We start from the raw sequence: 26422 nt of genomic DNA, 5'->3' as shown, positions 1-26422 counted from the left end.
TATGTGGTGAATCGAAACATGCCCGCTACGCTCCGTCACTTCCTCTCCACGCTGGACTGGTCTCGCGCCGAGCTCGAGGAGATCCTCACGGACGCCGCCGAGCTGAAGGCGACGCGCGCCACCAAGCGGCCTCCGTACCTCCAGGGCAAGAGCGTCGCGCTCGTCTTCTTCAACCCGTCGCTGCGTACGCGCTCGTCGTTCGAGATCGGCGTCTTCGAGATGGGGGGGCACGCGGTCGTGCTCGAGCCGGGCAAGGGCGCGTGGCCGATCGAGTTCAAGGACGGCGTCGTCATGGACGGCGAGGCGGAGGAGCACGTCGAGGAGGTCGCGCGCGTCCTCTCTCGGTTCGTCGACCTCATCTGCGTCCGCGCCTTCCCGAAGTTCCAGCGCTGGGAGGACGACCGCGAGGACCAGGTCATCAAGCAGTTCGCGCGCTTCGCGACCGTGCCCGTCGTCAACATGGAGACGATCACGCACCCGATGCAGGAGCTCGCGCTCATGCTCGCGCTGAAGGAGCGCCTCGGGACGACGGACAAGAAGAAGTTCCTCCTCACGTGGACGTACCACCCGAAGCCGCTCAACACCGCCGTCGCCAACTCCGGCCTCATCATCGCGGCGAAGTTCGGCTTCGACGTCACGCTCCTCTGCCCCACCCCCGAGTACGTGCTCGACAGCCGCTTCATGGACGCGGCGAAGTCGATGACGAACGTGACGGTTACGCACGACGTCGAGAGTGCTTACAAGGGTGCGGACGTCGTCTACGCGAAGAGCTGGGGAGCGATTCCGTACTTCGGCCGCTGGAATGAAGAGAAACCCATTCGCGATCGTCACAAACATTTCATCGTCGACGAACCCAAGATGAAGCTCACCAACGACGGCGTCTTCAGCCACTGCCTCCCCCTCCGCCGCAACGTGAAGGCGACGGACGAGGTCGTCAGCGGCCCGCGCTCGCTCGTGATCGAAGAGGCGGGCAACCGTCTCCATGTTCAAAAAGCCGTCATGAAGCGGCTCGCTGGCAACCCTCTCTGAAAGGGGTCTGGCAATGACGAACAAGGAGAAGGAGACGCAGGACGTCATCGTCCGGCTCCTCACCAACATCGGTAGCAGGAAAGAGGTCGAGCAGTACCTCAAGCACTACGCCTCGGTCGACGCCCCGAAGTTCGCGGTCGTGAAGGTGTCGGGCTCCATCATCGACCGCCAGCTCGACGCGCTCGCCTCGTCGCTCTCCTTCCTCCAGCGCGTCGGCCTCGTCCCGATCGTCGTCCACGGCGGCTCGGTGCAGCTCGACCGCGCCCTCACGCAAGCCGGCGTCGAGACCGAGAAGGTGAAGGGCTACCGCAAGATGACGCCGCACGCGCTCGACATCGCGCGCCGCGTCCTCCACGACACGAACCTCCGCCTCGTCGAGGGCCTCGAGAACCTCGGCACGCGCGCGCGCCCCTTCACCTCCGGCGTCATCGACGCGAAGAAGATGGAGTCGCCCGACCTCGGCCTCATCGGCGACGTCGTCGGCATCCGCGAGCAGGCGATCGCGCAGACCGCCCGCTCCGGCGCGCTCCCGATCGTCGCGCCGCTCGGCGAGTCGGCGAAGGGCCAGATCCTCGTCTGCCACGCCGACGCGGTCACGCGCGCGATCGCGCTCGCGGTGAAGCCGCACAAGGTCGTCTTCCTCAACGAGACCGGCGCGCTCGTCGACGCGAGCGGCATCGTCCGCTCGGCGGTGAACCTCACCGAGGACTTCTTCGACCTCACGCAGGACGCCGCCCTCGACGCCGAGTCGCGGCGGAAGCTCATCGAGATCAACACGCTCTTGTCGGACCTCCCGCCGACGTCGTCGGTGTCGATCACCTCGCCGGACCACCTCGCGAAGGAGCTCTTCACCCACGGCGGCCACGGCACCCTCGTCCGCAAGGGCGAGCGCGTCGTCGTCCTCGAGAACTGGGACGGCATCGAGCAAGACCGCCTCCGCGCGCTCCTCGAGGAGTGCTTCGGGCGCCGCCTCGACGAGACCTATTTCACGTCGAAGGCGCCGTACCGCGTGTACCTCGCCGAGTCGTACCGCGCCTCTGCGATCCTCACGATGGAGAACGGCATCCCGTACCTCGACAAGTTCGCGGTGACGAACGAGGCGCAGGGCGAGGGCATCGGCGGATCGATTTGGAGCCGCTTCCGCCGCGAGAACCCGAAGCTCTTCTGGCGCTCGCGCGCGAACAACCCGGTCAACGCGTGGTACGCGCAGAAGGCGGACGGGCTCGTGAAGTCGAGCAAGTGGTGGGTCTTCTGGTGCGGGATGACCGACTTCACGGAGATCCAGCAGGCGGTCGAGTGCGCGCTCGCGATGAAGGCGACGTTCTCGGAGTCGCCCACCGTCCCGCCGCCCCCGCTCGCGGTCGACGAGACGCCCGCCGCGCCGGCCGTCGCGGTTGGAGCGGCGTGATGGTGACCGTCGGCATCGTCGGCGCGCGCGGCTACGTCGGGAAGGAGCTCGCCGACCTCCTCGCCAAGCACGACGGCGTGAAGGTGGAGATGGCGGTCTCCGCGCGCGACGGCGTCACGCCGGAGGACGTCGCCGCCGCGAAGCTCGACGCGTACGCGCTCGCGCTCCCGAACGGCGCGTGCGCGGCGTACGTCGCGGCGATCGAGAAGACGCGGCCCGACGCGAAGATCGTCGACCTCTCGGCCGACAACCGCTTCACCGACACGTGGATCTACGGGCAGCCGGAGCGCTTCCGCGATCGCCTCCACGGCGCGACGCGGATCTCGAACCCCGGCTGCTACGCGACCGCGACGCAGCTCGCGATCGCGCCGCTGCGTCACCTCCTCGACGCGCCGGCGCACGTCTTCGGCGTGAGCGGCTACAGCGGCGCGGGGACGACGCCGTCGCCGAAGAACGATCCCGAGGTCCTGAAGGACAACCTCCTGCCCTACTCCCTCACCGGCCACGTCCACGAGCGCGAGGTCACGCGCCACCTCGGCTGGCCGGTCTTCTTCGCGCCCCACGTCGCGCCGTTCTTCCGCGGCATCACGTGCACGACGTCGCTCACCTTCGCGGAGCCGCATTCGCACGACGAGCTCGACGCGCTGTACCGGCGCGCGTACGGCGGCGAGCGGCTCGTGAAGCTCTCCGCCGAGGCCCCGCTCGTGCGCGACGTGATGGAGAAGCACCACGTCGCGATCGGCGGGCTCAGCGTGTCGGCCGACGGCAAACACGCCGTCGTCGTCTCCACGATCGACAACCTCCTCGGCGGCGCGGCGACGCAAGCGGTGCGGAACCTGAACCTCGCGCTCGGCCTCCCGGAGCTCACAGGGATCGCACGCGACGATGCCTAAGCGCACCGACCTCCGGCGCATCCTCGTCCTCGGCGCTGGTCCCATCGTCATCGGACAAGGCTGCGAGTTCGACTACTCCGGCACGCAGGGCGTGCGCGCGCTGAAGGCGGAGGGCTACGAGGTCCTCCTCGTCAACTCGAACCCCGCCACGATCATGACCGATCCCGAGCTCGCGGATCGGACCTACGTCGAGCCGCTCGACGTGCGCGCGGTGCGGGCGATCGTGGAGAAGGAGCGGCCCGACGCGATCCTCCCCACGCTCGGAGGCCAGACCGCGCTGAACCTCGCGCTCGCGCTCGACGACGAGGGCACGCTCTCGCGGCTCGGGGTAGAGCTCCTCGGCGCGCGCGGCGCGTCGATCCGCAAGGCCGAGGACCGCGCGCTCTTCAAGGAGGCGATGACCCGGATCGGCCTCGCCTGCCCGAGGGCCGCCGTCGCGCGCTCGGTCGACGACGCGCGGAAGATCGCGGACGAGCTCGGCTACCCGCTCATCCTGCGCCCGTCGTTCACGCTCGGCGGCAGCGGCGGCGGCATCGTGAAGGACGCGACCGAGCTCGAGGCGAAGATCTCCTACGCCCTCCGCGAGTCGCCGTCGCACGACGTCCTCGTCGAGGAGTCGCTCCTCGGCTGGAAGGAGTTCGAGCTCGAGGTCATCCGCGACAAGGCCGACAACTTCATCGTCGTCTGCACGATCGAGAACCTCGACCCGCTCGGGGTCCACACCGGCGACTCGATCACGGTCGCGCCCGCGATGACGCTCACGGACAAGGAGTACCAGCGCCTCCGCGACGCGGCGCGCGCGGTCATGAGCGAGATCGGGGTCGAGACCGGCGGCGCGAACGTGCAGTTCGCGGTGCGTCCGTCGGACGGCGAGGTCCGCGTCATCGAGATGAACCCGCGCGTCTCGCGCTCCTCCGCCCTCGCCTCGAAGGCGACCGGCTACCCGATCGCGAAGATCGCGACCAAGCTCGCGATCGGCTACTCCCTCGACGAGCTCCGGAACGACCTCACCGGCACGAGCGCCGCCTTCGAGCCGACCCTCGACTACGTCGTCGTGAAGTGGCCGCGCTTCGCGTTCGAGAAGTTCCCGGACGCCGACGCGATGCTCGGGACGCAGATGAAGAGCGTCGGCGAGACGATGGCGATCGGCCGCACGTTCGCGGAGGCGGTGCAGAAGGCGGCGCGCGGCCTCGAGACGGGCCTCGCCGCGATCACGGCGCGCGACACCGAGCTCGCGCCGGCGCTCGAGCTCTCGGCGCGACCGAGCGATCGCCGCCTCCTTCACGTCTTCGACGCGCTGCGCCTCGGCGCGACCGACGCGCAGATCGTGGAGGCGACGTCGTTCGATCCGTGGTTCATCGCGCAGTTCCGGCGCATCCTCGCGGGCGAACGAGACGCGAAGGAGAACGGGCTCGGCGACGCGACGAACATCGCGCGCCTGAAGCGCCTCGGCATCTCCGACGCGCGGCTCGCGGAGCTGACGGGCACGACCGAGCCCGAGGTCCGGCGCGCGCGCGAGGCGGCGGGGGTTCGCCCCACCTTCGCGTGCGTCGACACGTGCGCGGCCGAGATGCCGGGGACGACGCCGTACCTCTACGCGACGTGGGAGTCGGAGAGCGACGAGGCCGCGCGGCCGAGCGCGGGCAAGAAGCGCGTCATCGTCCTCGGGGCGGGGCCGAACCGGATCGGTCAGGGCATCGAGTTCGACTACTGCTGCGTGCACGGCATCGCGGCGGCGCGCGAGCTCGGGTTCGAGGCGATCATGATCAACTCGAACCCCGAGACCGTGTCGACCGACTACGACATCGCCGACCGGCTCTACTTCGAGCCGATCACGCTCGAGAGCGTCCTCGCGATCTGCGAGGCGACGAAGCCCGACGGCGTCCTCGTGCAGCTCGGCGGACAGACGCCGCTCAAGCTCTCGAAGGCGCTCGCCGAGAACGGGGTCACGCTCCTCGGCACGCCGGCGGACGCGATCGATCGCGCGGAGGATCGCGGCCGCTTCGACGAGCTCCTCGGCAAGCTCGGGATCCAGCGCCCCGCCTCCGCGACGGCGAAGACGCGCGCGGACGTGCACGCCGCCGCGACGCGCCTGGGCTGGCCGGTGCTCGTGCGCCCCTCCTACGTGCTCGGCGGCCGCGCGATGAAGATCGTGCGGAGCAGAGAAGAGCTCGACGAGCACTACGACAAGATGCTCGCGCCGGCCCTCGCGGGGGCGAGCGACGGCGACGCGGTCATCCTCGTCGATCGGTTCCTCGACGACGCGATCGAGGTCGACGTCGACTGCGTCGCGGACGGTAAGCGCGTCGTCATCGGCGCGGTGATGGAGCACCTCGAGCGCGCGGGCGTGCACTCCGGCGACTCGGCGACGATCCTGCCGCCGTTTTCGCTCGGCGCCGACGTGGTCTTCGAGATCGAGCGCATCGTGCGCGCGATCGCGCTCGAGCTCGGCGTCGTCGGCCTGATGAACACACAGCTCGCGGTGAAGGACAAGGACGTCTACGTCCTCGAGGTGAACCCGCGCGCGTCGCGGACGGTGCCCTTCGTCTCGAAGGCGACCGGCGTCCCGCTCGCGCGGATCGCGACGAAGGTGATGCTCGGCAAGACGCTCGACGAGCTCGGCGCCTTTGACGCGCCGCTCACGCGCCACTCCGCGGCGAAGGAGTGCGTCTTCCCGTTCAAGAAGCTCCGCGCCGACACGATCCTCGGCCCCGAGATGCGCTCGACCGGCGAGGTGATGGGCCTCGGCGACACCGCCGCCCGCGCTTACAGCCGCGCGCTCCGCGCGATCGGGATCCACCTCAAGGCGCCGCGCGCGCAGGAGGGCAACGAGCCGGGGAAGGCGTACCTCTCCGTCTCGAACGTCAACACCGACCGTCGCGCGGTGGTGGAGATCGCGCGCCGCCTCCGCGCGGTGGGCTACGCGCTGACGACCGACGAGGCGACGAGCGCCGCGCTCGCGCCCTCGCGCATCCCGTCCACGACCGTGTCGTTCGCCGACGGCGAGGCGATGCTCCGCCGCGGCGCCTTCACGTTCGCGCTCGTCACCGCCGAGGGCGACGCGGAGATCGCGACGACGCGCCCCCTCCGCACCGCCGCCCTCGCCGGCGGCGTCCCCTGCTTCACGACGACCGCCCTCGCCCGCGCCGGCTGCGCCGCCCTCGAAGAGGACGACGGCACCGAACGCGTGAGCTCGCTGCAAGAGTGGTACGCGCTCGAGTAGACGTCGCACCGACGACTGCTGCATTTCCCGATTGCGCTCATCTCATCGTCTGTTACGGTTTACCCGCGCGCGCCTTCTTGCGCGGAGGGGGAACATGGCAAGTCGACAGCGACTTCGTTCGTTGATCATTCTCGCGGCGCTTGCCGCGTCTCCGGTTGCGGCCTCCGCTTGCGAGTCCGTACCGGCGGAGGGAGACGACATCGAAAACGTAACGTCGGCTCCGCTCCATGGCAGCCATGGCGGGGACGACGACGGGTGCGAACGAAGCGCGAGCGAGGTATACGGTCGAGCACGACGCGCGAAGCGTTCGGAGCGCGACTCATGCCGCGAGCGAGACGACGACTTCCTCTCGTGCCGGGTCAAGGGCCGGGTCTGCGGCTGCGAGGGAGAGAAGGCGTGTCTCGCGGTCGCGGCCCGAAAGCTCCATGCCTTCTGCGAAGCGTCGCCTCCTCCGTCGTGGCCGTCCATCGTCGCGGCGGTCGCTCGTGAGATCGCTCACTGCAAGCAGCTCTGCAAGGAGGAACCATTCGACCTCGAAGCGTGCGCTGCGGAAGTCCCCGTCCGGACGGACCTGCCCGAGAAGGAGCGCCAGCTCGCCTATCAGATCGACATTGGAAGTTATTGCGGCGCGGCGGGCGCGTCGACCTGCACGAATCGACTCATCGCACAAGCGAACGTCGACTACGCGACCGCAGCGACGCAAGTGGTGTCTGGCCAGATGACGCCGGCGATGTATCTCGCGCTCTCGCGCGATCGTACGCGCAAGCTCCGCGCGGCGGAGAAGAACGCACGGGAAGCAGCGACGTTGTGCTCATCGCGCGACGAGGACGGCGATTGGGTACCCGATTCGCGTGACCGTTGCCCCAGCACGCCCGACCTCGCGCCCACCGACGACGTCGGGTGTCCGCTCACCGCGCCTCCGCCGGGTCCTTCGGGCGAGGCGGTTCGACGACTGCTCGCGACGTACAACATCGCGGTAAGCCCGAGCTGCAAAGGCGCGTACGTACCCGAACGAATCCCTGCCGGCGCCTTCTACTACCCCTCTGCGCGCGATCGCGGCACGTATATCCTCGCCGGTGCAGTTCGCAATCAACCGGCTGGATGCCCCGTCTGGTACGACTTCGAGATAGAGGAAATCACGGGGGACTTCGTAGGTTTCCGCTACAACGTCGCATTCCTGGATAGCGAAGCTAAGACTGATCTCGTCGACCTCGGTCGACCGGTCCCCAACGGGTTCGTCCAGTTCAATCCCAAGCCGAACGATCCAGTGCTCTCTCGCGCGCGCCTCGGGGAAACGGGCGGTCGTGCCGGGATCCGCTATCGTGTACGAGCGGTGAACGGGCTCGGGCTACGGGGCATCTGGAGCGAGTGGAAGACGTCCGACCGCTCCAGTTGCACCGCCCTCGGTTTCCAGTGTGGAAATCCCTGAGTGAACGATGGCTCTCGCGGCGCGTGTCCTCTCGTACGTGACGGTGGCGTCGATCATCGTGGCGTGCTGGCCCAACGGAGGCGAGGATTGTTCGGCCCCCGGGACGCCGGCGGTCTGTACCGGACCGTCGACGTTCGAGCGGTGCATTCGCAACGAAGGGGGCGGAACGACGCTTCTTCAGTTGAGCTGCCCAGACCGGTGGCAATGCAGGGAGGGCTCGGCGCGGATCGACCCGTGCTTCGGCGGCGCCGTCGGCGAGGCGTGCCAATCCGATGAGCATTGTGAGCAGAACCTGCGATGTGAGTCCGAGACATGCGCGGGCCCCACCGCCGAGGAGATCGCGCGATGCGAGAGTGCTCCAACCATCACGCTCGCCGCCGACGGTGCCGCAGTCGAGGTCGATGTGCCGCTCAGCGACGACACGGCGGTGCTCGTACGCACGAAGCGTCCCAATTGCAGGGAAACCCTCGACGGTGGAATACCGCAATACGGCAGGATTGGCTTCTTACGCGTAAACGGAGACTTCGCAGATGCGGACCCGATTCGAATCGAATATCCGAGTTCAGGCGTTGGGGCGATCGTCGCCGCGCTCGACAGCATCCGTTGCGCAGACCTCTACGACCGACTTCGACTTGGTCGTCAGTGCTTCGCCGGACCACGTACCGAAACATTCCGCGTGCTCTCGCAGGGATCGGGAAGCACAACGCTCGTGATCGCGCTTGAGCCCAGCGCGACGGAATTGGGGATTCGGCTCCAAGTCAGACGCGACCCAGTCTTTTGAACCGGCCTTGCCGTGCCTTGCCAAACCACCAGCTCGACGGAGATCTCGATGCGCATCAGGAAGCCGCTCGTTCGACTGACGCTCGCGTTCTCAATCGTGATTTGGCCGCTCAGTGCCGACGCATACAATGAGGACAGTCATCGTCGTATCGTCGAATCTGCGACGGACATGATGGTGTTCGCGACAGATACCGATGCCCGACCGTCTGGCGTCTCGACGGCAGCCTGGAGCGGGTTCATCCAGCGTCTGGGCCCCGCAGTAACGAAGCTCAGCGTGCTCCGCTCCGGCCTTCCAGGCGCGTACGCGGGAGCAGACCATCGAAATCAGTCGAACTTTCAGGCTCCGCCAGAGGTCAGCAATCTAGCAAATCCGTGGCTCAGCGACAACATTCCCTCGGTCTGCGACTACCGGCGCAAAGACTCGTCCGGACGCGAGTTCAATCTCCTCAATGCCAACCTTATAAAGATCAAGGATCTACCGTACTACCCTGAAACCGACTACCTTCCGTGCGCGTTCACTCCCGAGAGGCCTGGCATCTCGCGCGTCGGCGCGGCCTTGGGATGGCAGGCCATGTCCGTCGACAAGCGCCTCGGGGATCAAGCTCTCTGGCTCCGTCCCACGAACGCGGCAGCGCTGGGGATCACGAACGAGCTCATCTCGCGAGCTTACGAGCTCTCCCTTGGTACCCTCGGCGCGGTCGTGGTCCTCGCGCTCGACTGCCTGCCCGATCTGTTTGGTGCCTTGATCGGCGGCCGCATCGATTGCAAGCCCAAGGACGCATTCGACCTGGCGCGGAAGATCAACCCGGTCGAGTACCTTCAGGGGCTCATTCCTGGCATCGGGGCTTACACGAGCCCTGACATCGTCGGGCTATGGCACTTCATCGACGTCGATGCCACCGTGAATCGCTACAACAACGTCCGCGGCCTGTTCTACGAGAACGCTGGTCCGAGTTATCCGGGTGTCCTCGACGTCACGATAATGGTACTCGCCGACATCCTCGGGCTCACGCTCAACCCTTTCGAATCCGACGGCATCAAGTATTACGGCCGATTCGATCAGGTACGTCGGACGGGCCTCCAATGGCAGGCCCATAACCTGGGCCATACGGAGTTCTCCCCTGTCAGCAACTTGGCGCGCCACGGATGGGACTCGTTCAATGGTCTGGACGCGTCGACCCTCTCGTTTCCCTTGCACGCGATCGGCGACGCCGCGGCGCCTCATCACGTGACGGGGACGACGAGCTGGGGGCATCGGCCCTTCGAAGACGGTGTGAGCTTCGCGCACGACACCGTCCTCCCGAAGTCGCCGGGCGCGACGTTCGATAGTGCGCGGGGACGAGCTCTTCAGATCGCTTACTCTGCTCTCCAGGAGTTCGATCGCGATCCGTCGATCCAAAACTTCGTCGCGCGCGAGGCTCGCGGTACCCGGACGCTCGCATCTCAGGACGACGACTGGGTCTTCCAGGACATCGAGTCCGAGAGATACGTCTTCATCGGGTCGAAGCGTGGCTCCATCGATTCGTATCGCAACAACCCTGGTCGGCTGACTCGTTTCATCGATCAAGCTGTCGGACACACCATCGCGTTTCTCGTGAAGGCCGCGGAGCGCATTACGATCGAAGCCGACGTCGAGCCCTCGACGCTTTGCCAGGTCGGCCAGTACTTCACCGGCGTCTCACCGGGCTGCGCGTTCGGTACGACACCGCTGTTCACGCCCGATCCTTCGCCGCCCGGCCTGACGCCGGCGGGCACCGCGTGCGGTCCGCTCGGCGCGTCATGTAGAACCGCGATCGAGTGCTGCGACGGAGCCGCCTGCTCCGGCGCGACGCCCTCCCAGAGTGGAACTTGCAGCGCCTCGACACCACCTTCGACGTGCGGCGTGTCGATAGCGTGCACTTCGAGCGCGGACTGCCCCGCGTCCGGTGTCTGCTCCAAGGGCTGCTGCACCGATTCGGTCCAATGAGCCGTACGGGAGCGCTCGCCGGTGTCGCTTGTCTGACCGCGCTCGCGCTCGTTCACTGCGGCGACGACGACTCCCCTTCTCCGGGCACGGTCGATGCCGCGCTCGATGACGGCGAGGACGCCGCAGACACTCCCGCGGATGCGGCTACTGCACCTGGCGCGCTGGATCTGTTGTTCGTGCTCGACAACTCGATCTTGATGGTCGACAAGCGCCTGCCGTTGTACGCGTCCATCCCGCGTCTCTTCGAGGGCCTGAAGTTCGCAGACATTCACGTGGGCGTCGTATCGACGTCGCTCGGCAACGGCGGTGACCTGTGCGACAGAACGAGGCGACCATCGTTCGACACGAGAGCTCGCCTCTTGAACCGCGACGACGCGGGCGCGATCGTGTCCGGCGCGGAAGGCGGCTTTCTCTCCTTCGGGCCCGGCGGCTCCGTCCCCGATCTGGCAACGCTGGCTCAGAGGACCGAAGCGCTCCTCCGCGCGGTGCCGAGCTTCGGTTGTGGGTTCGAGTCGCCGCTCGAGGCCGCCTATCGCTTCGCCGCCGAGCCCGACCCGCCGCTCGAAATTCGAGCGGGCGCGGATGGCCTAGGGGAGCTCGTGGGAGTCGACTACGAGCTCCTCGCGCAACGGCGCGCGTTCTTTCGCGAGAGCTCGCTCGTCGCCATCGTCATCGTGACGGACGAAGACGACGCGTCGCTCGACGCGCGTTCCGTCGGCGGCCTCGGCTATGGTTTCGGGTCGGCGACGTTCCCAGACTCGAAGGTGACGCGCGGCGCCGACGGCACCGGCGGAACGACAGCTCCGCGGGGAACAGCGGCATGTGACACGACTCCGGAGAGCGCCGACTGCACCTCGTGTGGCCTGGCGCGAGTCTGCGACCCGTCGGCCAGCGCGTGTCAGAAGCTGCGCAGCGACGTCGCGTGCACGACCGCGCCGAGCGGCGGCCCCACCGGCGAAGGGTACGCCGGCCACATCGCTCCGGACGGCGATAACCTGAACATTCGCTTCTTCGATATGAAGAGGCGATTTGGCGTCGACCCGCGCTATCCGGTCGAGCGGTACGTGGCCGCGTTCACCGGTCGAAAGCTTCCGAACCGCGCGAGCGAGCACGTCGAAGCTCAAACCACCGGACGGCGCGAGATTGGCCCGTACAGCCAGGCGGAGACCTGCGCGAATCCGTTGTTCAGCGGCGACCTTCCATCGAAGGAAGGAGACGAGCTGTGCAACCTCGGCCCCGGCAAGCGGACCCCCGCCGACGTGGTGATCGCGCTCCTCGCTGGCGCCGTCCCGGCGCTGGTCGAGGGTACCCCCGACTGGACAGGGCTCCTGGGGAAGGACCCTGAGCGTGGCGACCGCTCGGGGATCGACCCGCACATGCTCCTGTCCGTGGAGCCGCGGCCGCAGCTCACCGGAGCCGACCTTCCGATCGGTGACAATGGGAGCGATCCGGTGCACGGTCGCGAGTGGAACACGATGAAGCGCAACTTCCAGTTCGCGTGTTCGTTCCCGCTCGACGTCCCGCGTGACTGCACGAAGCCGGGACCCGAGTGTGCGTGCCTCGACACGACCGTAACCTGGCCACTCTGCGGCTGGGAAGGAAACCAGTGGCAACTGCGCGGCTACGCGCTGCCGGGCGTGCGCGAGCTCGAGGTGATGAGGGGCCTCGGCGACCGAGGCCTCCTCGTCGGCTCCGTCTGCGCCGTCGCCCTCGAGGGGCCACCCTACGCACGGTTCTTCGACGCGGTGCGTACCAAGCTCGCGACGCGCTGACCAGGCGCTCGAACGAGCTCGGTGTAACGTGCGCGCAACAGTGTGAGCCATCGGCTGCTCACGGTGAGACCGCAAGCGCCTAGATTTCCCGACATGCGGGCGCGGCATCGTTCGTGCTCGTCGAGCGAGCGTGCGCTCTCTCGCTCTCGTCTTCGTGCTCGTCGCTTCGTTCGCTGCGTGCAGCACCTCACAAGAGGAGGACGACGCGGCTGCTTCGAGCGCGGCGGCGACCGAGTCGCCGGGATTCGTCGGGTGTCGTCCGTCCGCCGGTGAGTGTCGCTCGTCGTGCCCGGACGGGCGCTATCGCTACGTGCTGCCGGACGCGCGGTGCCCGGGCATCGCCGACATGCCGCAAGACCGCGGCGCCTGCATCTGCGGAGAGAGCGCCGAGCCGCCGCCCGAGGCGCCGCCGGGGACGTTCATCGGGTGCCGCCCCTCCGCCGGCGAGTGCATGAACTCGTGTCCGACGCGGCAAGGCTCGTACGTCGACGACTGGCCCGCGTGTCCGGAGGCGGGCGATCCCCTCCACGTACGTGGCGGGTGTTTCTGCCGCTAGACGAGGTACCATCGCGTCCATGCGCGCCACTCACTGGATCCTTGCCCTCGCCACGCCGCTCGTCGTCATCGCCGCGTGCGCCGACTCGGCCGACACCAACGCGACCGTGCCGAGCAACACGTCGAGCAGCAGCAGCGGCGGCGGCGCCGACGGCGGCAACGGCGACGCGCGCCCCGACTTCTGCGTGAAGAAGACGTGCGAGACGGTGGAAGGGAAGTGCGGCGAGCACGACGACGGCTGCGGCGGGACGTTCACGTGCGGCGAGTGCAAGACGAACACGTGCGAAGCGCTCACGTGCGAGCGGCTCGGCAAGACGTGCGGGATCCACGACGACGGCTGCGGCACGACCGTGAACTGCGGCGCGTGCGAGACGACCTGCGCGAAGGACGACGCGGCGCCGAACGCGGAGCCCAACGACACGAAGGAGCTGGCGAAGGACCTCGGCCCCGCGAACGACTACGACAACCCGACGAAGCGCGCGCCGGGGATGAAGATGTCCGACGGCGACGAGGACTGGTTCAAGATCGCGACGACCGACGGCGGCTTCGGCGGCAACCCGCTCATCACCGCGACCGTGTCGGACGACAAGCTCGAGGTCACCGTCTTCCACGTCTGCAAGTCGCAGCCGGACTACTCGTACTGCGAGACGGCGGGCGGCAAGCAGGACGACCTCGTCGGCAAGGGCTGCCGCGCGATCGGCGCCGTCGCGCTCAACACCGACTGCAAGGGCATCGACGAGAGCGGCACGACGTACATCCGCGTCCGCAAGGCGGCCACGGACGGCACCTGCCATGCGTACGAGCTCACGGTGAAGGTCGAGTAGCCTCGGCCTCGGGCGGGACCTGCGTCGAGACGATCGGATCGGCCGCACCAGTATTCCACGGAATACTCGGCCACCATGCCTCAGTCGATTTAGGCGCATCAGGCTCGACGCTCTCGCCCGGGCGCGGGAAGACGGCGCGCACCTCGCGTCGGATCGACTCGGCGCGCGCGCGTTCGATCGGCTCGGTCCAGCCGTGGTACGCGAGGCGGAGGAGGCCCCAGTGGATCGGAAGGAGCGCCTTGCCGCGCACCATCACGTGGGCGCGCACCGCCTGCTCGGGCCCGATGTGCCAGTCGGGCCAGGCCTGGTGGTACTGGCCGACCTCGATCATCGTGAGATCGAAGGGGCCCCACTTCTCGCCGATCTCCGCCATCGCGGGGAAGAGGCCGGTGTCGCCGGAGTACCAGACGCGATGCGCGCTGCCGACGAGCGCGTAGCTCGCCCAGAGCGTCGCGTCCTTGTCGGTGAGGAAGCGGCCCGACGCGTGGCGCGCGGGGGTGCAGACGACGTCGAGGCCGCCGGCGTCGGCGTGCTCCCACCAATCGAGCTCGACGAGCTTCGCGCGCGGGATGTCCCAGTACTCGAGGTGCGCCCCCACCCCGAGCGGGACGATGAAGCGCGCCGCCTTGTCCGCGAGCGCCATCACGGTAGGGCGATCGAGGTGGTCGTAGTGATCGTGCGAGACGACGACGGCGTCGATCGGCGGGAGCTCACCGATCGCGACGAGCGGGGGATACCAGCGCGTCGGCCCGACGCCGTCGAGCGGGCCGATCCGATCGCTCCACACCGGATCGGTGAGGATGCGCTTACCGTCGATCTCGATCAGCGTCGAGGAGTGCCCGAGCCACGTGACGCGGAGGCCGCTCGGGGGTGGAGCGGCGAAGCGGGCGGGATCGATCGGCTCGAAGTGGAGCGGCGGATCGGGGACCGAGTGCGGGCTCGTATCGCGGACGCTCGCGATCGATCCCCACGCGTCGTTCACGAGCGGCTGCGGGTTCTCGAAGTGCCCGTCCTTCCACGCCGCCGATCGCTCCATCCGCGCGCGCCGCTCCCCCGTCGCGCGATGCCCGAACGCGCGCCACCCGTCGACGAGCGCGATCACGACGAGGACGAGGAACGCGATCGTTGCCCACTTGAAGAAGGCACGAAGCCGCCGGCGCCACGTCATTGCTTCGGGAAAGTGACCGCCACCGCGGCCCAAGGCGCCGTCTCTGTCCAGGTCACGGCCGGAACGCTTCCGCCATCGACGGCCGGGTAGGCGGCGCCGCCGAGGCCCACGTTCGAAGAGGCCTCGGCGACGACGCGCTTGAAGGGCGTCGGCTCACCGAGCGTCGGCAAGCTCGCGCCCGTCGTCGCGACGAACGCAAGGACGAGCGCCTGTTTGGTCACGATCGGCTTCACGGTGGCGGAGGAACCGCTGCCCTTCGTTTTGACCGCGCCCTCGTTGGCGCTCATGCCGGTCCACTCGCTCAAGCTCGCCACGAGCGGCCCGGAGTTGGCTCGGACGATGAACGACCGCGCGGCCGGGGTCTCCCTCTCGTAGACGAAGAGGCCGGGCGAAGCCCCATCCGTTTGGGACACCTCCGCCCAGCCTCCTCCGTCGATCGTGGGCGCAGCTCCGGCGCCCGTCGCGACGGCGAGGACGAGACGACTCTGGGGAGGAGGCCCGTTGTCGAGCTCGATCCGGAGAGGGCTCGTCCCTCGGGCTTCTTTCTTCTGAACCAAAGCGAACACGCCAAAGTCCGCCGCGCCGCTGCTCGTCGAGGTCGACGACGCGAGCGTGCCGGACGTGCTCGTCGACGAGGAGCCAACCGAGCCGGTGCTCGTGCTCGTGCTCGACGCGCTGCCGGCGTCCGCCGACGGGTCCGTGAGCTCCGCCTCGAAGCTCGCACACGCCGCGAAGACCACGAGCGCACCGACGTACACGAGCTGCCGCATCCACCGAAGATACGCCGCTTCAGGACACTCCGAAACGCTGACTCAGGCGAGGCAGAACCGCGCGGGCGCGAGGTGGAAGAAAGCCACGAAGCCGCCGGCGCCACGTCATTTCTTCGGGAAAGCGGCCGCCACCGCAGCCCAAGGCGCCGCCACCGTCCAGGTCACGGCCGGGACGACTTCGCCATCGATGGCGAGGTAGGCACCGCCGAGTCCGACCGCGTTCGAGGACACTCCGGCGAGGTGCTGAAAGGGCGTATCCGCGAGCGTCGGCGCCGAGCTCGCGCCCTCCATCGCGACGAACGCAAGGACGAGCGCCGGTTGGGTCACGATCGGCCTCGCGGTGGCGAGGGTGGTGCTGCCCTTCGTCTTGACCACGCCCTCGTTGGCGCTCATGCCGATCCACTCGCTCAAGCTCGCCACGAGTGACACGTTGATGGCTTGGATGGTGATCGACCGCAAGCCCGAGGTCTCCCTCTCATAGACGAAGAGGCCGGGCGAGGCTCCATCCGTTTTGGACAACTCCGTCCAGCCTCCTCCTTCGATCGTGGGCGCAGCTCCGGTGCCCGTCGCGACGGCGAGGACGAGACGACTCTGGGGAGGCCCGTCGTCGAGCTCGATCCGAAGAACGCTCGTCCCGCTGGTCTCCACCTTCCGAACCAAGGCGATCGCGCCGGCGTCCGGTGCGCCGCTGCTCGTCGAGGTCGTCGACGACGCGGATGAGCCGGACGTGCTCGTCGACGAGGAGCCAGTGCTCGTGCTCGTGCTCGACGCGCTGCCGGCGTCCGGCGACGGCTCCGCTGGCTCCGTCTCGTAGCTCACACACGCCGCGAAGACCACGAGGGCACCGACATACACGAGATGCCGCATCCACCGAAGATACGCCGCTTCAGGACACTCCGAAACGCTGCCTCAGAAGTGACGCGGACGCGTCATTGCTTCCGGAAATTGACCGCCACCGCGGTCCAAGAAGACGTCCCTGTCCAGCTCCAGCTCGCGGTCGGGATGCCTACGCCACCGTCGGTGATGAGATGGACGCCGGCGTGGCCCACAGTGTTTCCAACGGCGCCGAGACTCTGAAAGATCGGCGCCCCCACGAAGCTCGGCGCCGCGCCCGTCTTCGCGACGAACGCGAGGACGAGCGTGGGTCCGGGCGCGTTGAGCGGCGTCACCTCGGCGCGGCGACCGTTGCCGTTCGCCCTGACCACGTCCCTCTCGCCACTCAGGCCGGTCCACTCACTCAAGCTCGCCGCGAACGACACGGTGGCGGCTTCGACTTTGAACGACCACACGCCCTGGGCTTCCCTCGTAAAGACGAAGAGTCCGGGCGTCTCCGTGCCTTTGGACACCGACGTCCAGCCTCCTCCGTCGATCGTGGGCTCCTCGCCGGTCGTCGCGACGGCGAGGACGAAACGACTCTGGGACACTGCCGCTCCACCGAACCCGATCGTGAGAGCGGCAGCGCCCGTTGCCGTCGTCTTCCGGACCAACCCGATCGCGCCGGCGTCCGGTGCGCCGCTGCTCGTCGAGGTCGTCGACGACACGGGCGTGCCGGACGTGCTCGTCGTCGAGGCGCCGACCGAGCCGGAGCTCGTGCTCGTGCTCGTGCTCGATGTGCTGCCGACGTCCGACGGCGGGTCCGTCTCCTCCGCCCCGAAGCTCCCACACGCCGCGAAGGCCACGAGCGCTCCGACGTACACGAGATGCCGCATCCACGAAAGATACGCTGCTTCAGGGGCGCTCCAAAACGCCGGAGAGCCCTACGAAAACGGTTCGAAACGGCGCGCCGAAGCTCTGAAGGCCCTTTTCGAGAGAGCGCTGTCGCTGTGAAATTCCAGATGATCGAATCGTTCCGGTCGCCGCCGTGCGACACGCGCCCCGATGGATGCAGTGGAGCCCAGGTTTGTTCGAGCACTCGTCCGCCATCGAATTTCGTGGGCGATCGTGGCGGGCACGATGGCTGCTTCGTCGGCGGGCGTGCGTATCAACTCAGGATGGGGCTCGGGGCTCGTGGCGATGATGGCAGGCGCGACGGCGATGGCGTGCAGCGTCACGTACGGTGAGGCACCTGCGGCGGACGTTGCGCCTCAAGAGGAGGCTCCGGCGGCGCCGCCGCCGGAGCCCGATGCGAAGCCGGTGCCCGATACGGAGGTCGGCGCCGGAGAGCTCGCGCCCGTATCTACGTGCGATGCAGCGAAGCCGTTCGGCTCGCCGCACCGGCTCGGCGGGCTCGACGGCTCGGCGCGCTTCTCGTCGGACGAGCTCCGTGCGTACACGAGCAACGGGCTCACGTTCGGCGTCGCGCGACGACGTTCCGTCGCCGACGCGTTCGCCGCGCTGGAGCCCTTCGGCTTTCCTGTCCAGCTCCACGCGACCGACGCGCCGACGGCCTCGGGTGACGAGCGGACGCTCGTGTTCACGGACTACTCGAGCCACCGCCTCCTCCTCGCGACGCGCGACGACGCTGGAGAAGCCTTTCTCCCGGCCTTGGTCCTCGACGGAGGGATCAACGCGCCCGCGTGGGGCCAGATCGATCCGTACCTCGTCGCGGACGGGAGCGCGCTCTACTTCCATCGCTATCCGCTCACGAGCGAGACGTTCGAGGGCGACATCTTCGTCGCCGCGCGGAAGCAGGATGGGTTTGCCGACGCCGTCCCTGTCGAAGGAATCAACACGTTCGCGGAGGAGCTCTCGCCGGTCGTGACCCCCGACGGTCTCACGATCTTCTGGGCCTCCGATCGGACGGACCTCTACGGAAAGGGAATGCTCGACATCTACGTCGCTACGCGCACGTCGAAGGACGCGGCTTTCACGAACGTGCGAAACGTCGCGGAGCTCAACGCGGACGGCGACGAGCGACCGACGTGGATATCGCCTGACGCGTGCCGCCTCTACTTCTTGAAGGACGACGCCGTCCTCGTCGCCTCGCGCTGAGCCGAGACGAGCTCAGCGCGGCCGCGTCGCGACGTAGAGGCTGCCGTCGCTCGCTCGATCGCTCCCGAGGTAGAGGCGGCAGCCGTCCCGCGAGAGCCAGCCCGGGCGGTCCGACCTCGGCGAGCTCAGCGCGGGCACGTGAGCGATGTTCGTGAACGCCTCCGCGCGCGACGGCCGCGTCGCCATGAACACGTCCGCTCCGCCGAGCGTGCCCGCCCGATCGGAGGCGAAGAACATCGTGAGCCCGTCGCGGCTCATCGCGACGCCACCTTCGCTCGCGCTCCCCGCGGCCAGCTCCGCCACCCTCGCGGGCGCCTGGTACGTAGAGCGATCGTCGCGCAGCGATCGGTGGATGCGGCTGACGTTCGGAGCCTCGAGGACCGAGAAATAGAGCTCCGCGCCGTCGCCGGTGACGTGCGGCAGGACGCGGATCGAGGTCTCCGCCGGCGTTCGATAGGGTTCGGGGGGCCCGAAGCGCTTGTCGCGCGCGAGGCGCCGCGTCGCCATGATCGCCCCTGCCGTGATCGTCTGCCCTTCGACGGTCTGCTCGCTCCAGAAGAGTGCTAGACCATCGCCGGTCAGCGTGGGAGCGAAGCTGCGACCGGTCGAGCCGAGCTCCGTCACCTCCGCCGACTCGCCGAACGGCTCGTCGATGGAGTCACGACGCGCGGAGAAGATCGCTCCCTCCGCGCCGGCCCTGCGCTCGAAGAAAAGCTCGAGCTCGTCATCGGTGAGCGTCGGCGCCGCCTCGGTCGTCCCCGCCGCGTGGAGCGAGCCGGGCACCAGCACGGGCGGCCCGAAGTCCGTTCCCGGATCGCATGACGCCTCTTCGACGCGCGCGTCCGAGCCCGCCTCGACGCCGACGGCACCGGCGTCCGGCACTTGAATCGCGACGTCGCGCTCGAGCTCGCCGAAGCCGACGAGCGCGTTGCACGAGAGCGTCGACGACAGCAAGAGCGCCGCCCATCGGCGCGCCATCGGAGCTTGGCAGAAGCGCACGGCAGCTACGGCGGGCGCGTCGCGATGTAGATGGTGCCTCGGTTCGTCGACGGGTTGGTGCGCGTCATGTAGAAGCGACAGCCATCGACGGAGAGCCATCCTGCGCGATCCGCCTCCGTCGAGCTGAGGACCGTCACCTTCTCGATGTCCTCGAACGGCGCCTTCCGCGTGGCGCGCCGCGCCGACCAGATCTCGTTCTGCCCTATCTCACCGCGGTCGGACGCGAAGAGGAGGAGGAGCCCGTCTGCCGAGAGCGCGGCGGACGTGTCGTTGGCGTCCGCGTCGAGCTCGCTCATCCTCATCGGCGGACCGTACAGGCCGAGGTTCCCGCGCTCGGAGCGCACGAGGCGTTGAAGCTTGGTCGACGAGTCGTACGCGGAGAAGAACAGCTCGCTGCCGTCGTGACTCACGTGCGCCCCGAACGCATGCGTGATGCCCGCGGCGTCGGAGCGATACGGCTCCGGAGCGCTGAACTTCCCCTCGAGCGACGCTCGACGCGCCGTGAGGATGACCGACGAGAGGATCCCCGTCCCCTGGTTCTTCTGGAGGTTCCAGAAGAGGACGAGGCCGTCACCGGTCATCGTCGGACCGAAGCTCTTGCGGTCGGCGTCGTTGACCTCCGTGAGCTCCCTGGGCGGCCCGAAGTCCTCGTCGATCGACCCACGCGTCGTCTCGAGGATGGTGCCGTCGAGCGAGCTCCCGCCAGGAGTCACGCGGCCGAAGACCATGCGCAGCTCGTCGTCCGTCAAGGACGGCGCGCTGTCGTTGGAGCTCGTGCTGTCGATCGCGCCTCCGATCGGGACGGGCTCCTCGAACGGCTTCGTCGTGTCGCACGTCGAGCGCTTCGGCGGAGCGCCCTCGGGGGAAGTCGAGGCGTCCACCTCAAGCGGAACCTCGCCATCGGCCTCTCCCTGTCCTGCCGCAACCTCGCGCTGGAGCTCCCCGAAGTTCACGATCGCGTTGCAGCCCGCGATCGTCGTCGCGGTCGAAGCCAGCGGCAAGACCAGAATCAACGCCCTCCCCACGACACGAGCGTATCACGCGCGCGGTGAATCGCAGCGGGGGCGTCGACCTACGAGATCAGGCCTCGGCCGATGACGATGCGCTGCACTTCGCTCGTGCCTTCGTAGATCGTCGTGACGCGGACGTCGCGGAGGTGGCGCTCGGCGGCGAACTCGCGTGTGTAGCCGTAGCCGCCGTGGATCTGCACCGCCGCGTTCGCGATGCGGTTCGCGGACTCCGTCGCGAAGACCTTCGCCATCGACGCCTCACGCGAGAAGACGCGGCGCTGCTCCTTGAGCCACGCCGCGCGCATCGCGAGGAGGTGCGCGGCGTCGAGCTCCGTCTGCATGTCGGCGAGCTTCCACTGGATCGCCTGGAAGTCGGCGATGGGCTTGTCGAACTGCCGGCGGTCCTTCGCGTAGCGAACGCTCTCCTCGATCGCCGCGCGCGCGATGCCGATCGCCTGGCACGAGATGCCGATCCGGCCGCCGTCGAGCGCCATCATCGCGATCTTGAAGCCGCCGTTGAGCTCGCCGAGGAGCGCCGACGCGGGCACGCGGCAATTCTCGAACGTGAGGCTCACGGTGTTGGAGCCGCGGAGGCCCATCTTGTCCTCCGCCTTGCCGACCTTGAGGCCGGGGGTGCCGCCCTCGACGAGGAAACACGAGATGCCGCGCGTGCCCGGGAGCTTGTCGCGATCGCCCGTGCGCGCCCACACCACCATCACGCCGGCGTGCGCGCCGCTCGTGATCCATTGCTTCTGGCCGTCGAGGACCCAGTCGTCGCCGTCCTTCGTCGCGGTGGTGCGCATCGAGCCAGGATCGCTCCCCGCCTCCGGCTCCGACAGCGCGAACGCGCCCGCCGCGTATTCGCCGCTCGCGAGCTTTGGGTTGTACGCCTTCTTCTGCGCGTCGGTCCCGAACGTGGCGATGACCTCGCCGACCATGTTCGTGACCGCCATCGTCACCGCGGTCGACGCGCACGCCCGCGCGACCTCCTGCATCGCGAGCGCGTAGGCGACCGCGCCCGCCTCCGCGCCGCCGAGCGCGGCGGGGACGTTGACCGCCATGAGCCCGAGATCGGCGAGCCCCTTCAGGATCGCGGAGGGGAAGCGCTCCTCGCGATCGATCGCGCCGGCCTCCGGCATGATCACGCGGCTCGCGTAGTCGCGCGCCGCCTGCTGCACCGCCCTGTGGGTCTCGTTCGGCTCGAGGTTCATTCGTGTGCTCGCTCAGAATCAGAGCGTGAAGGTGACCTTCGCGGCGTAGCTGCCGGGGCTCGGCAGCGAGAGCATCTTCAGCGCGTCGACGAGGCAGTCGACCTTCTCCGCCGCGTCCTTGTTCGGCGACGACACGCCGATCGCCTTGAAGCGACCGCCGTGCTCCGGCTCGTCGGCGGCGGGCTTCTTCGGGCCCTTCTTCGGGTCGGGCTTCGCGCCCTTCTTCGGCTCCGGCGGCGGCTCGGGCGCGGGCTTCTCGACCTCGCCCGGCTCGACGTAGGCGGTGACCTTGAAGTCGCCGGTGACGCCGGCCTTGCACTTGCCGACGTTCTCCTTCACGTCCTTGTCCTTCTCGAGCGGCATGAGGACCTTGTCCGGCGTCCACGGCGCGGGGGCGCGCTCGTCGCCGGGGGTCCAGCCGAAGCCGTTGCGGACCTCGGCCTCGCCGCCGATCGGCTTCGGCCAGTCAGCCTTCGCGAAGAGATCGAGGATGCATTTTTCGGTCTCGCGATCGCCGAGCGTGGAGTCCTCGAAGTACGAGTACTTCACCTTCCCCGCCTGATCGATGCGGAAGAACATCTTCACGTCGCCGGTGATGTACTCGAGGCGGCCGCGCGCCTGCCGGTGGCACTCCGACTCGAGCTTCCCGTTCAGGAGCGCGTTCGTCATCTTCTCGACGCCGCGCTGATCGATCGAGCCGAGCTCCTGCGCGATGCTGGGGCCGCCGGCGCCGCCGCCGCTCCTCCGGCCGCCGCCGCCGGACTCCGACGTCTCGGACGAGTCGTTCGTGTCGCTCGGGGACTTCGGCGGCGGCTCTCCTCCGCACGCGAGGAGGGAAAGGAGGAGCGCGGAGATGAATGCAGTACGGATCATGGAATCCCCCATCAGGCTTTGAGCAGGCTCGCCGCGATGACGATGCGCTGGATCTCGCTCGTTCCTTCGTAGATCTCGGTGATGCGAGCGTCGCGGTAGTGCCGCTCGACCGGGAACTCGGTCGAGTAGCCGTAGCCGCCGTGGATCTGGATCGCCTTGTGCGCCACCCGCGTCGCGAGCTCGCTCGCGTAGAGCTTCGCCTCGGAGCTCTGCATCGTGTGGCGCGTGCCGGCGTCCTTCATCGTCGCGGCGCGCCAGGTGAGGAGGCGCGCGGCGTCGAGCTCCGTCGCCATGTCGGCGAGCATGAACTGGATCGCCTGGTGGTTCGAGATCGTGACGCCGAAGCTCTTGCGCTCCTTCGAGTAGCGCACGCTCGTCTCGAGCGCCGCCTTCGCGATGCCGAGCGCCTGCGAGGCGATGCCGATGCGCCCGCCGTCGAGCGTCGCCATCGCGACCTTGAAGCCCTCGCCGACGGGGCCGACGACGGCGGTGTCCGGCACCTTGCAGCTCTCGAAGAACACGGTGCAGGAGTGCGCGCCGTGGATGCCGAGCTTGTGATCGGGCGGCGCCTGCGTGTAGCCGGGCGTGCCCTTCGGGATCACGAACGCGGTGTGCTTCACGCGCGGTCCCTTCGGCGTGTCCTGCCGATCGGTGACCGCGAACACGAGGATGAAGTCGGCGTGGGGACCGTTGGTGATCCAGTTCTTCGCGCCGTTGAGGACCCAGCCGTCGCTCGTCTTCTCGGCGGTGGTCACCATCGTCTGCGCGTCGGAGCCGCTCATCGGCTCGGTGAGGCCGAAGCACCCGAGCTTCTTGCCCGACGCGACCGGCGTGAGGATCTCCTTCTTCTGCGCGTCGGACCCGAACTTGTAGAGCGGGTCGCAGAAGAGCGAGTTGTTCACGCTCATGATGACGCCGCACGAGGCGCACGCCGCGCTGATCTCCTCCATCACGAGCGCGTACGTGAGCGCGTCGAGGCCGGAGCCGCCGTACTCGGAAGGGATCGCGACGCCGAGGAAGCCGAGCTCCGCCATCTTCGCGACGATCTCGGCGGGCCAGCGGCCGCTCTTGTCGATCTCGGCTGCCTTGGGGGCGACCTCGCGGGCCGCAAAGTCTCGCGCCGTGTCGCGGACGAGCCGCTGCTCTTCGGTCAGATCGAAATCCATCGTCCGGCAGTCCTAATCGGACCGCGACGGCGCCTCAAGGCCCAGGAAGGCCCAGGTCAAACGCCGGTGCGGAGGGCGAGGACGACGCGCCAGATCACGATGAGGGCGAGGAGCGCGACGACGACGAGCGCGACGATCGCGCCCTTCGAGACGCGCTGGGCGCTCCGGCGCTGCTCGAGGAGCTCGCGCGGCGGCGGCGTGCGCATCGACTGGATGCCGGCGCCGTTCAGCACGACCTCCGCCTTCCGCAGGAACTGCTCCCACTCCTGCGGGCTGATCTCGAGCGCGCTCCGGTGCCGGACCTCGTGCATGATCGCGACGTGATCGAAGTCGCGCAGATCGGCGCGCTTCTCGACCTGGTTCACGGTGCCGGCGACGAAGACGTTGTAGCCCTGCCGCTTCGGGTTGAGGCGGATGTGCTGGAGCGCCTGCTTGCCGCCGCCGGTGGACATGCCTTGCGGCACCGTAAGCTCGATGCTCCACATGCCCGCGCCGATGACGAAGTCCTTGAAGGCCTCCGTCACGGAGTCGGCGAGGGACACGAACTTCCGCGCGAGCCGCGTGCGGAGCGCGTCCGGCGTCGTGGGCGTCTGCTCCGCGCTCGCGTCCGCGGGCGCCTCCGGGAGCGAGGCCTCGGCCGGGACCCACGACGCGACGGGGGTGGGGAGCTGATCGGGCCGGAGCGGCGCCGGCGCCGGCGCGGGCGCTTCTTCTTGCAGCCGCGCCGCGGCGCTGCCGAGCGACTCGCTCGCGGCGCGGGCCTCGGCGGCGGCGGAGGCGAGGACGTGCTCGAGGGTGTTGGCGTCGGCCGGGGGAGGCGGCGGCGCGGGCGGGTCCGGCGTGCGCGGCTCGAACGGCCGCGCGGGGAGGTCGGCGTCCGGATCGGCGGCGGCGTCGTGCGCCTTCACGTACGCGTCGACCTCGAACTTCTCCATCTTCCGAGTACCGGACATGGCGCTCCACGAGCCTATCATGGCCCGGCGCGGCGCCCGATTTTCTCGGTCAAATCGTGTGGAGGACCAGGTAGACCACGACCGCGGCGCCGACGAGGACCGCGGCGAAGAGGGCGTAGAGCCAGGCGGGCGTCTTCCGCGTCCGGCGCGCTGCGGCAGTGAGGAGGTCCGGCGGCGGCGGAAACCGCACCGGCCGGATACGCGCGAGGTTCAGGACGACGTCGAGCTTGTAGAGGAAGTCCGCGTACTCCTCGGCGTTGATCTCGAGCGCCTTGCCGAAGCGCACCTCGTGGAGGATGGCGACGTGCTCGAACGTCCGCACCTCGGCCGTGCTCGTGACGGGGTCGACCGTGCCGGCGACGACCGGCGGGTAGCCGCGCCGCCGCGGGACGAGGCGGATGTTCTGCCGCGCGTTCTTGCCGCCGTCGGTGGACTGGCCCTCCGGGACCGCGAGCTCCACCGCGTAAGCGGCGGCGCCGAGCTGGTAGCCGTCGAACCCGTCGTTGACGGTCTCCGCCAGCGACGCCGCCTGGTTCGCGACCTGCGTGCGCAACGCCTTGAGCTCGCGCTCGCGCTCCGTCTCGGCTCCCACGGCGCGAATGATAACGCGTCAGACCTGCTCGAGGACAACAAGCCCAGGAACTTCGGAGCGCCGCTCGAGCAAGCGCATCTTGGGGCGGACCGCGACCGCGTGCTGCGCCGCGCAGAGCAGCGGCACGTCGAACGCGTTGTCCCCGAACGCGGCGTAGAGCTTCCGCGTAGGGCCGAGCTTGGCGCGGAGGTTCGTGACCTTGCCTTCTCCGTACGGGATCGGCCGGAGGACGCCGCACTCGACGACGCCGTCCGCGCTCACGCGCTCCTCCACCGCGGTCACGTTCGCGACCTCGATCCCGACGACCTTCGCCGCCGCCTCGACGATCCCGCGCGGCGACGCGCTCACGAGGAAGACCTCGATCCCCACCTTCCGCGCGTGCTCGACGACGCGCATCGCCTCCCCGTGCAGCCGCGCGGAGAGGTCCCAGGCGACGACGGCCTCGGCGCAGAAGCGATCGAGCTCCGCGCGCGTCCACCCCGCCGCGATCCACGCGACGATCTCGCAGATGCGCTCCTCGGAGAACGAGCCGCCGAGGTACGCGGCGTGGAGCGCATGCGCGACGTCGCGCGCGCTCCCCTTCGCCTCGATCCCCGCCTCCGCCGCCTCGCGCACGAGCGCGGCGCGCGTCACTTCGCGCGGTCCGTGCTTCAGCGCGGCGTCGAAGAAGTCCTCCCCGACGTCGCCCGACCACAGCGTCCCGTCCCCGTCGAACGCGATCGCCCCGCCCGGCTCCTTCTCCGCCGCCTCGTCGATCGCGCGCGTGATCTCCCCGACCGTCGCCGTCCGCATCGCGCCCCAGCTTACGCCACCCCGCACGCTCGCGCATGCGCGGCCCGGACGTGACGGCGCGCAGTATCATCGTGCGGT

The 26422-nt window shown here is 68.8% G+C and carries 25 protein-coding genes; 13 read left to right on the top strand and 12 right to left on the bottom strand.

Features of this window, described 5'->3' with window-relative positions; all coding sequences use genetic code 11:
• Positions 1-18 precede the first annotated feature (18 nt).
• The 10 genes from KF837_08960 to KF837_08915 all read left to right on the top strand — a co-directional run bounded on the left by KF837_08960 (position 19) and on the right by KF837_08915 (position 13879).
• The gene (locus tag KF837_08960; protein MBX3227431.1) at positions 19-1029 is read left to right on the top strand and encodes an N-acetylornithine carbamoyltransferase; all 1011 of its coding nucleotides are present in this window, start codon (positions 19-21) and stop codon (positions 1027-1029) included.
• Between the two features lie 13 nt (positions 1030-1042).
• The gene (locus tag KF837_08955; GenBank protein MBX3227430.1) at positions 1043-2437 is read left to right on the top strand and encodes an acetylglutamate kinase; all 1395 of its coding nucleotides are present in this window, start codon (positions 1043-1045) and stop codon (positions 2435-2437) included.
• A complete protein-coding gene (gene argC / locus KF837_08950; protein ID MBX3227429.1) occupies positions 2437-3330 on the top strand; it encodes an N-acetyl-gamma-glutamyl-phosphate reductase in 894 nt (297 codons plus the stop codon). Before KF837_08955 ends, argC begins: the two co-directional genes overlap by 1 nt.
• A complete protein-coding gene (gene carB / locus KF837_08945) occupies positions 3323-6553 on the top strand; it encodes a carbamoyl-phosphate synthase large subunit (GenBank protein ID MBX3227428.1) in 3231 nt (1076 codons plus the stop codon). The genes argC and carB overlap by 8 nt, the downstream gene beginning before the upstream one ends.
• A gap of 94 nt (positions 6554-6647) precedes the next feature.
• Positions 6648-7982, top strand: coding sequence for a hypothetical protein (locus KF837_08940; protein MBX3227427.1), 1335 nt, complete (start codon positions 6648-6650; stop codon positions 7980-7982).
• Positions 7983-7989: 7 nt separating this feature from the next.
• Positions 7990-8763: a hypothetical protein gene (locus KF837_08935; GenBank protein MBX3227426.1), complete on the top strand. Its 774-nt coding sequence runs from the start codon at positions 7990-7992 to the stop codon at positions 8761-8763.
• Positions 8764-8811: 48 nt separating this feature from the next.
• Positions 8812-10728 (top strand): hypothetical protein, encoded by a 1917-nt coding sequence (locus KF837_08930; GenBank protein MBX3227425.1) that lies wholly within the window; start codon positions 8812-8814, stop codon positions 10726-10728.
• Positions 10611-12500 carry a hypothetical protein gene (locus KF837_08925; GenBank protein MBX3227424.1) on the top strand — a complete coding sequence of 630 codons (1890 nt, stop codon included), beginning with the start codon at positions 10611-10613 and terminating at the stop codon, positions 12498-12500. Before KF837_08930 ends, KF837_08925 begins: the two co-directional genes overlap by 118 nt.
• Before the next feature lie 130 nt (positions 12501-12630).
• Entirely contained in the window at positions 12631-13056 is a 426-nt protein-coding gene (locus KF837_08920; protein MBX3227423.1) for a hypothetical protein, read from the top strand.
• A 19-nt stretch (positions 13057-13075) separates the two neighbouring features.
• Complete coding sequence (locus tag KF837_08915) at positions 13076-13879, top strand: hypothetical protein (GenBank protein ID MBX3227422.1); 804 nt, start codon at positions 13076-13078, stop codon at positions 13877-13879.
• Here the strand turns inward: KF837_08915 and KF837_08910 are convergent.
• The 3 genes from KF837_08910 to KF837_08900 form a co-directional block, all read right to left on the bottom strand.
• On the bottom strand, positions 13860-15047 hold the full coding sequence (locus KF837_08910) for an MBL fold metallo-hydrolase (GenBank protein MBX3227421.1): 1188 nt from the start codon (positions 15045-15047) through the stop codon (positions 13860-13862). The genes KF837_08915 and KF837_08910 overlap by 20 nt on opposite strands.
• Positions 15044-15817, bottom strand: a complete 774-nt coding sequence (locus KF837_08905) for a hypothetical protein (GenBank protein ID MBX3227420.1) — start codon at positions 15815-15817, stop codon at positions 15044-15046. The genes KF837_08910 and KF837_08905 overlap by 4 nt, the downstream gene beginning before the upstream one ends.
• 105 nt (positions 15818-15922) lie before the next feature.
• On the bottom strand, positions 15923-16276 hold the full coding sequence (locus KF837_08900; GenBank protein ID MBX3227419.1) for a hypothetical protein: 354 nt from the start codon (positions 16274-16276) through the stop codon (positions 15923-15925).
• A 52-nt stretch (positions 16277-16328) separates the two neighbouring features.
• On the opposite strand from KF837_08900, the gene KF837_08895 reads away from it, so the two are divergent.
• Entirely contained in the window at positions 16329-16631 is a 303-nt protein-coding gene (locus KF837_08895; protein ID MBX3227418.1) for a hypothetical protein, read from the top strand.
• A gap of 115 nt (positions 16632-16746) precedes the next feature.
• On the opposite strand, the gene KF837_08890 is transcribed toward KF837_08895, so the two are convergent.
• Complete coding sequence (locus KF837_08890; protein MBX3227417.1) at positions 16747-17163, bottom strand: hypothetical protein; 417 nt, start codon at positions 17161-17163, stop codon at positions 16747-16749.
• Here KF837_08890 and KF837_08885 point away from each other — a divergent pair.
• Complete coding sequence (locus tag KF837_08885) at positions 17156-17644, top strand: hypothetical protein (GenBank protein MBX3227416.1); 489 nt, start codon at positions 17156-17158, stop codon at positions 17642-17644. The genes KF837_08890 and KF837_08885 overlap by 8 nt on opposite strands.
• A gap of 147 nt (positions 17645-17791) precedes the next feature.
• Complete coding sequence (locus KF837_08880) at positions 17792-18748, top strand: PD40 domain-containing protein (protein MBX3227415.1); 957 nt, start codon at positions 17792-17794, stop codon at positions 18746-18748.
• Between the two features lie 12 nt (positions 18749-18760).
• Here the strand turns inward: KF837_08880 and KF837_08875 are convergent, their stop codons facing one another.
• The 8 genes from KF837_08875 to KF837_08840 form a co-directional block, all read right to left on the bottom strand.
• Positions 18761-19726, bottom strand: coding sequence for a PD40 domain-containing protein (locus tag KF837_08875; GenBank protein MBX3227414.1), 966 nt, complete (start codon positions 19724-19726; stop codon positions 18761-18763).
• Between the two features lie 26 nt (positions 19727-19752).
• The gene (locus KF837_08870) at positions 19753-20628 is read right to left on the bottom strand and encodes a PD40 domain-containing protein (protein MBX3227413.1); all 876 of its coding nucleotides are present in this window, start codon (positions 20626-20628) and stop codon (positions 19753-19755) included.
• 191 nt (positions 20629-20819) lie between these two features.
• Positions 20820-21968 (bottom strand): acyl-CoA dehydrogenase family protein, encoded by a 1149-nt coding sequence (locus KF837_08865; GenBank protein ID MBX3227412.1) that lies wholly within the window; start codon positions 21966-21968, stop codon positions 20820-20822.
• Between the two features lie 18 nt (positions 21969-21986).
• Positions 21987-22841 (bottom strand): hypothetical protein, encoded by an 855-nt coding sequence (locus tag KF837_08860; protein ID MBX3227411.1) that lies wholly within the window; start codon positions 22839-22841, stop codon positions 21987-21989.
• Between the two features lie 11 nt (positions 22842-22852).
• Positions 22853-24007 (bottom strand): acyl-CoA dehydrogenase, encoded by a 1155-nt coding sequence (locus KF837_08855; protein ID MBX3227410.1) that lies wholly within the window; start codon positions 24005-24007, stop codon positions 22853-22855.
• Positions 24008-24063: 56 nt separating this feature from the next.
• Positions 24064-24960, bottom strand: coding sequence for a hypothetical protein (locus KF837_08850; GenBank protein ID MBX3227409.1), 897 nt, complete (start codon positions 24958-24960; stop codon positions 24064-24066).
• 49 nt (positions 24961-25009) lie between these two features.
• Positions 25010-25552 (bottom strand): hypothetical protein, encoded by a 543-nt coding sequence (locus KF837_08845; protein ID MBX3227408.1) that lies wholly within the window; start codon positions 25550-25552, stop codon positions 25010-25012.
• Between the two features lie 18 nt (positions 25553-25570).
• Positions 25571-26344 carry an HAD-IB family phosphatase gene (locus KF837_08840; GenBank protein MBX3227407.1) on the bottom strand — a complete coding sequence of 258 codons (774 nt, stop codon included), beginning with the start codon at positions 26342-26344 and terminating at the stop codon, positions 25571-25573.
• Positions 26345-26422 lie beyond the last annotated feature (78 nt).

Source organism: Labilithrix sp., from assembly GCA_019637155.1.
Lineage (GTDB): Bacteria > Myxococcota_A > Polyangia > Polyangiales > Polyangiaceae > Labilithrix.
Note: the sequence above shows the minus strand (reverse complement) of the source record. Positions and strands in the feature narration are given on the sequence as shown.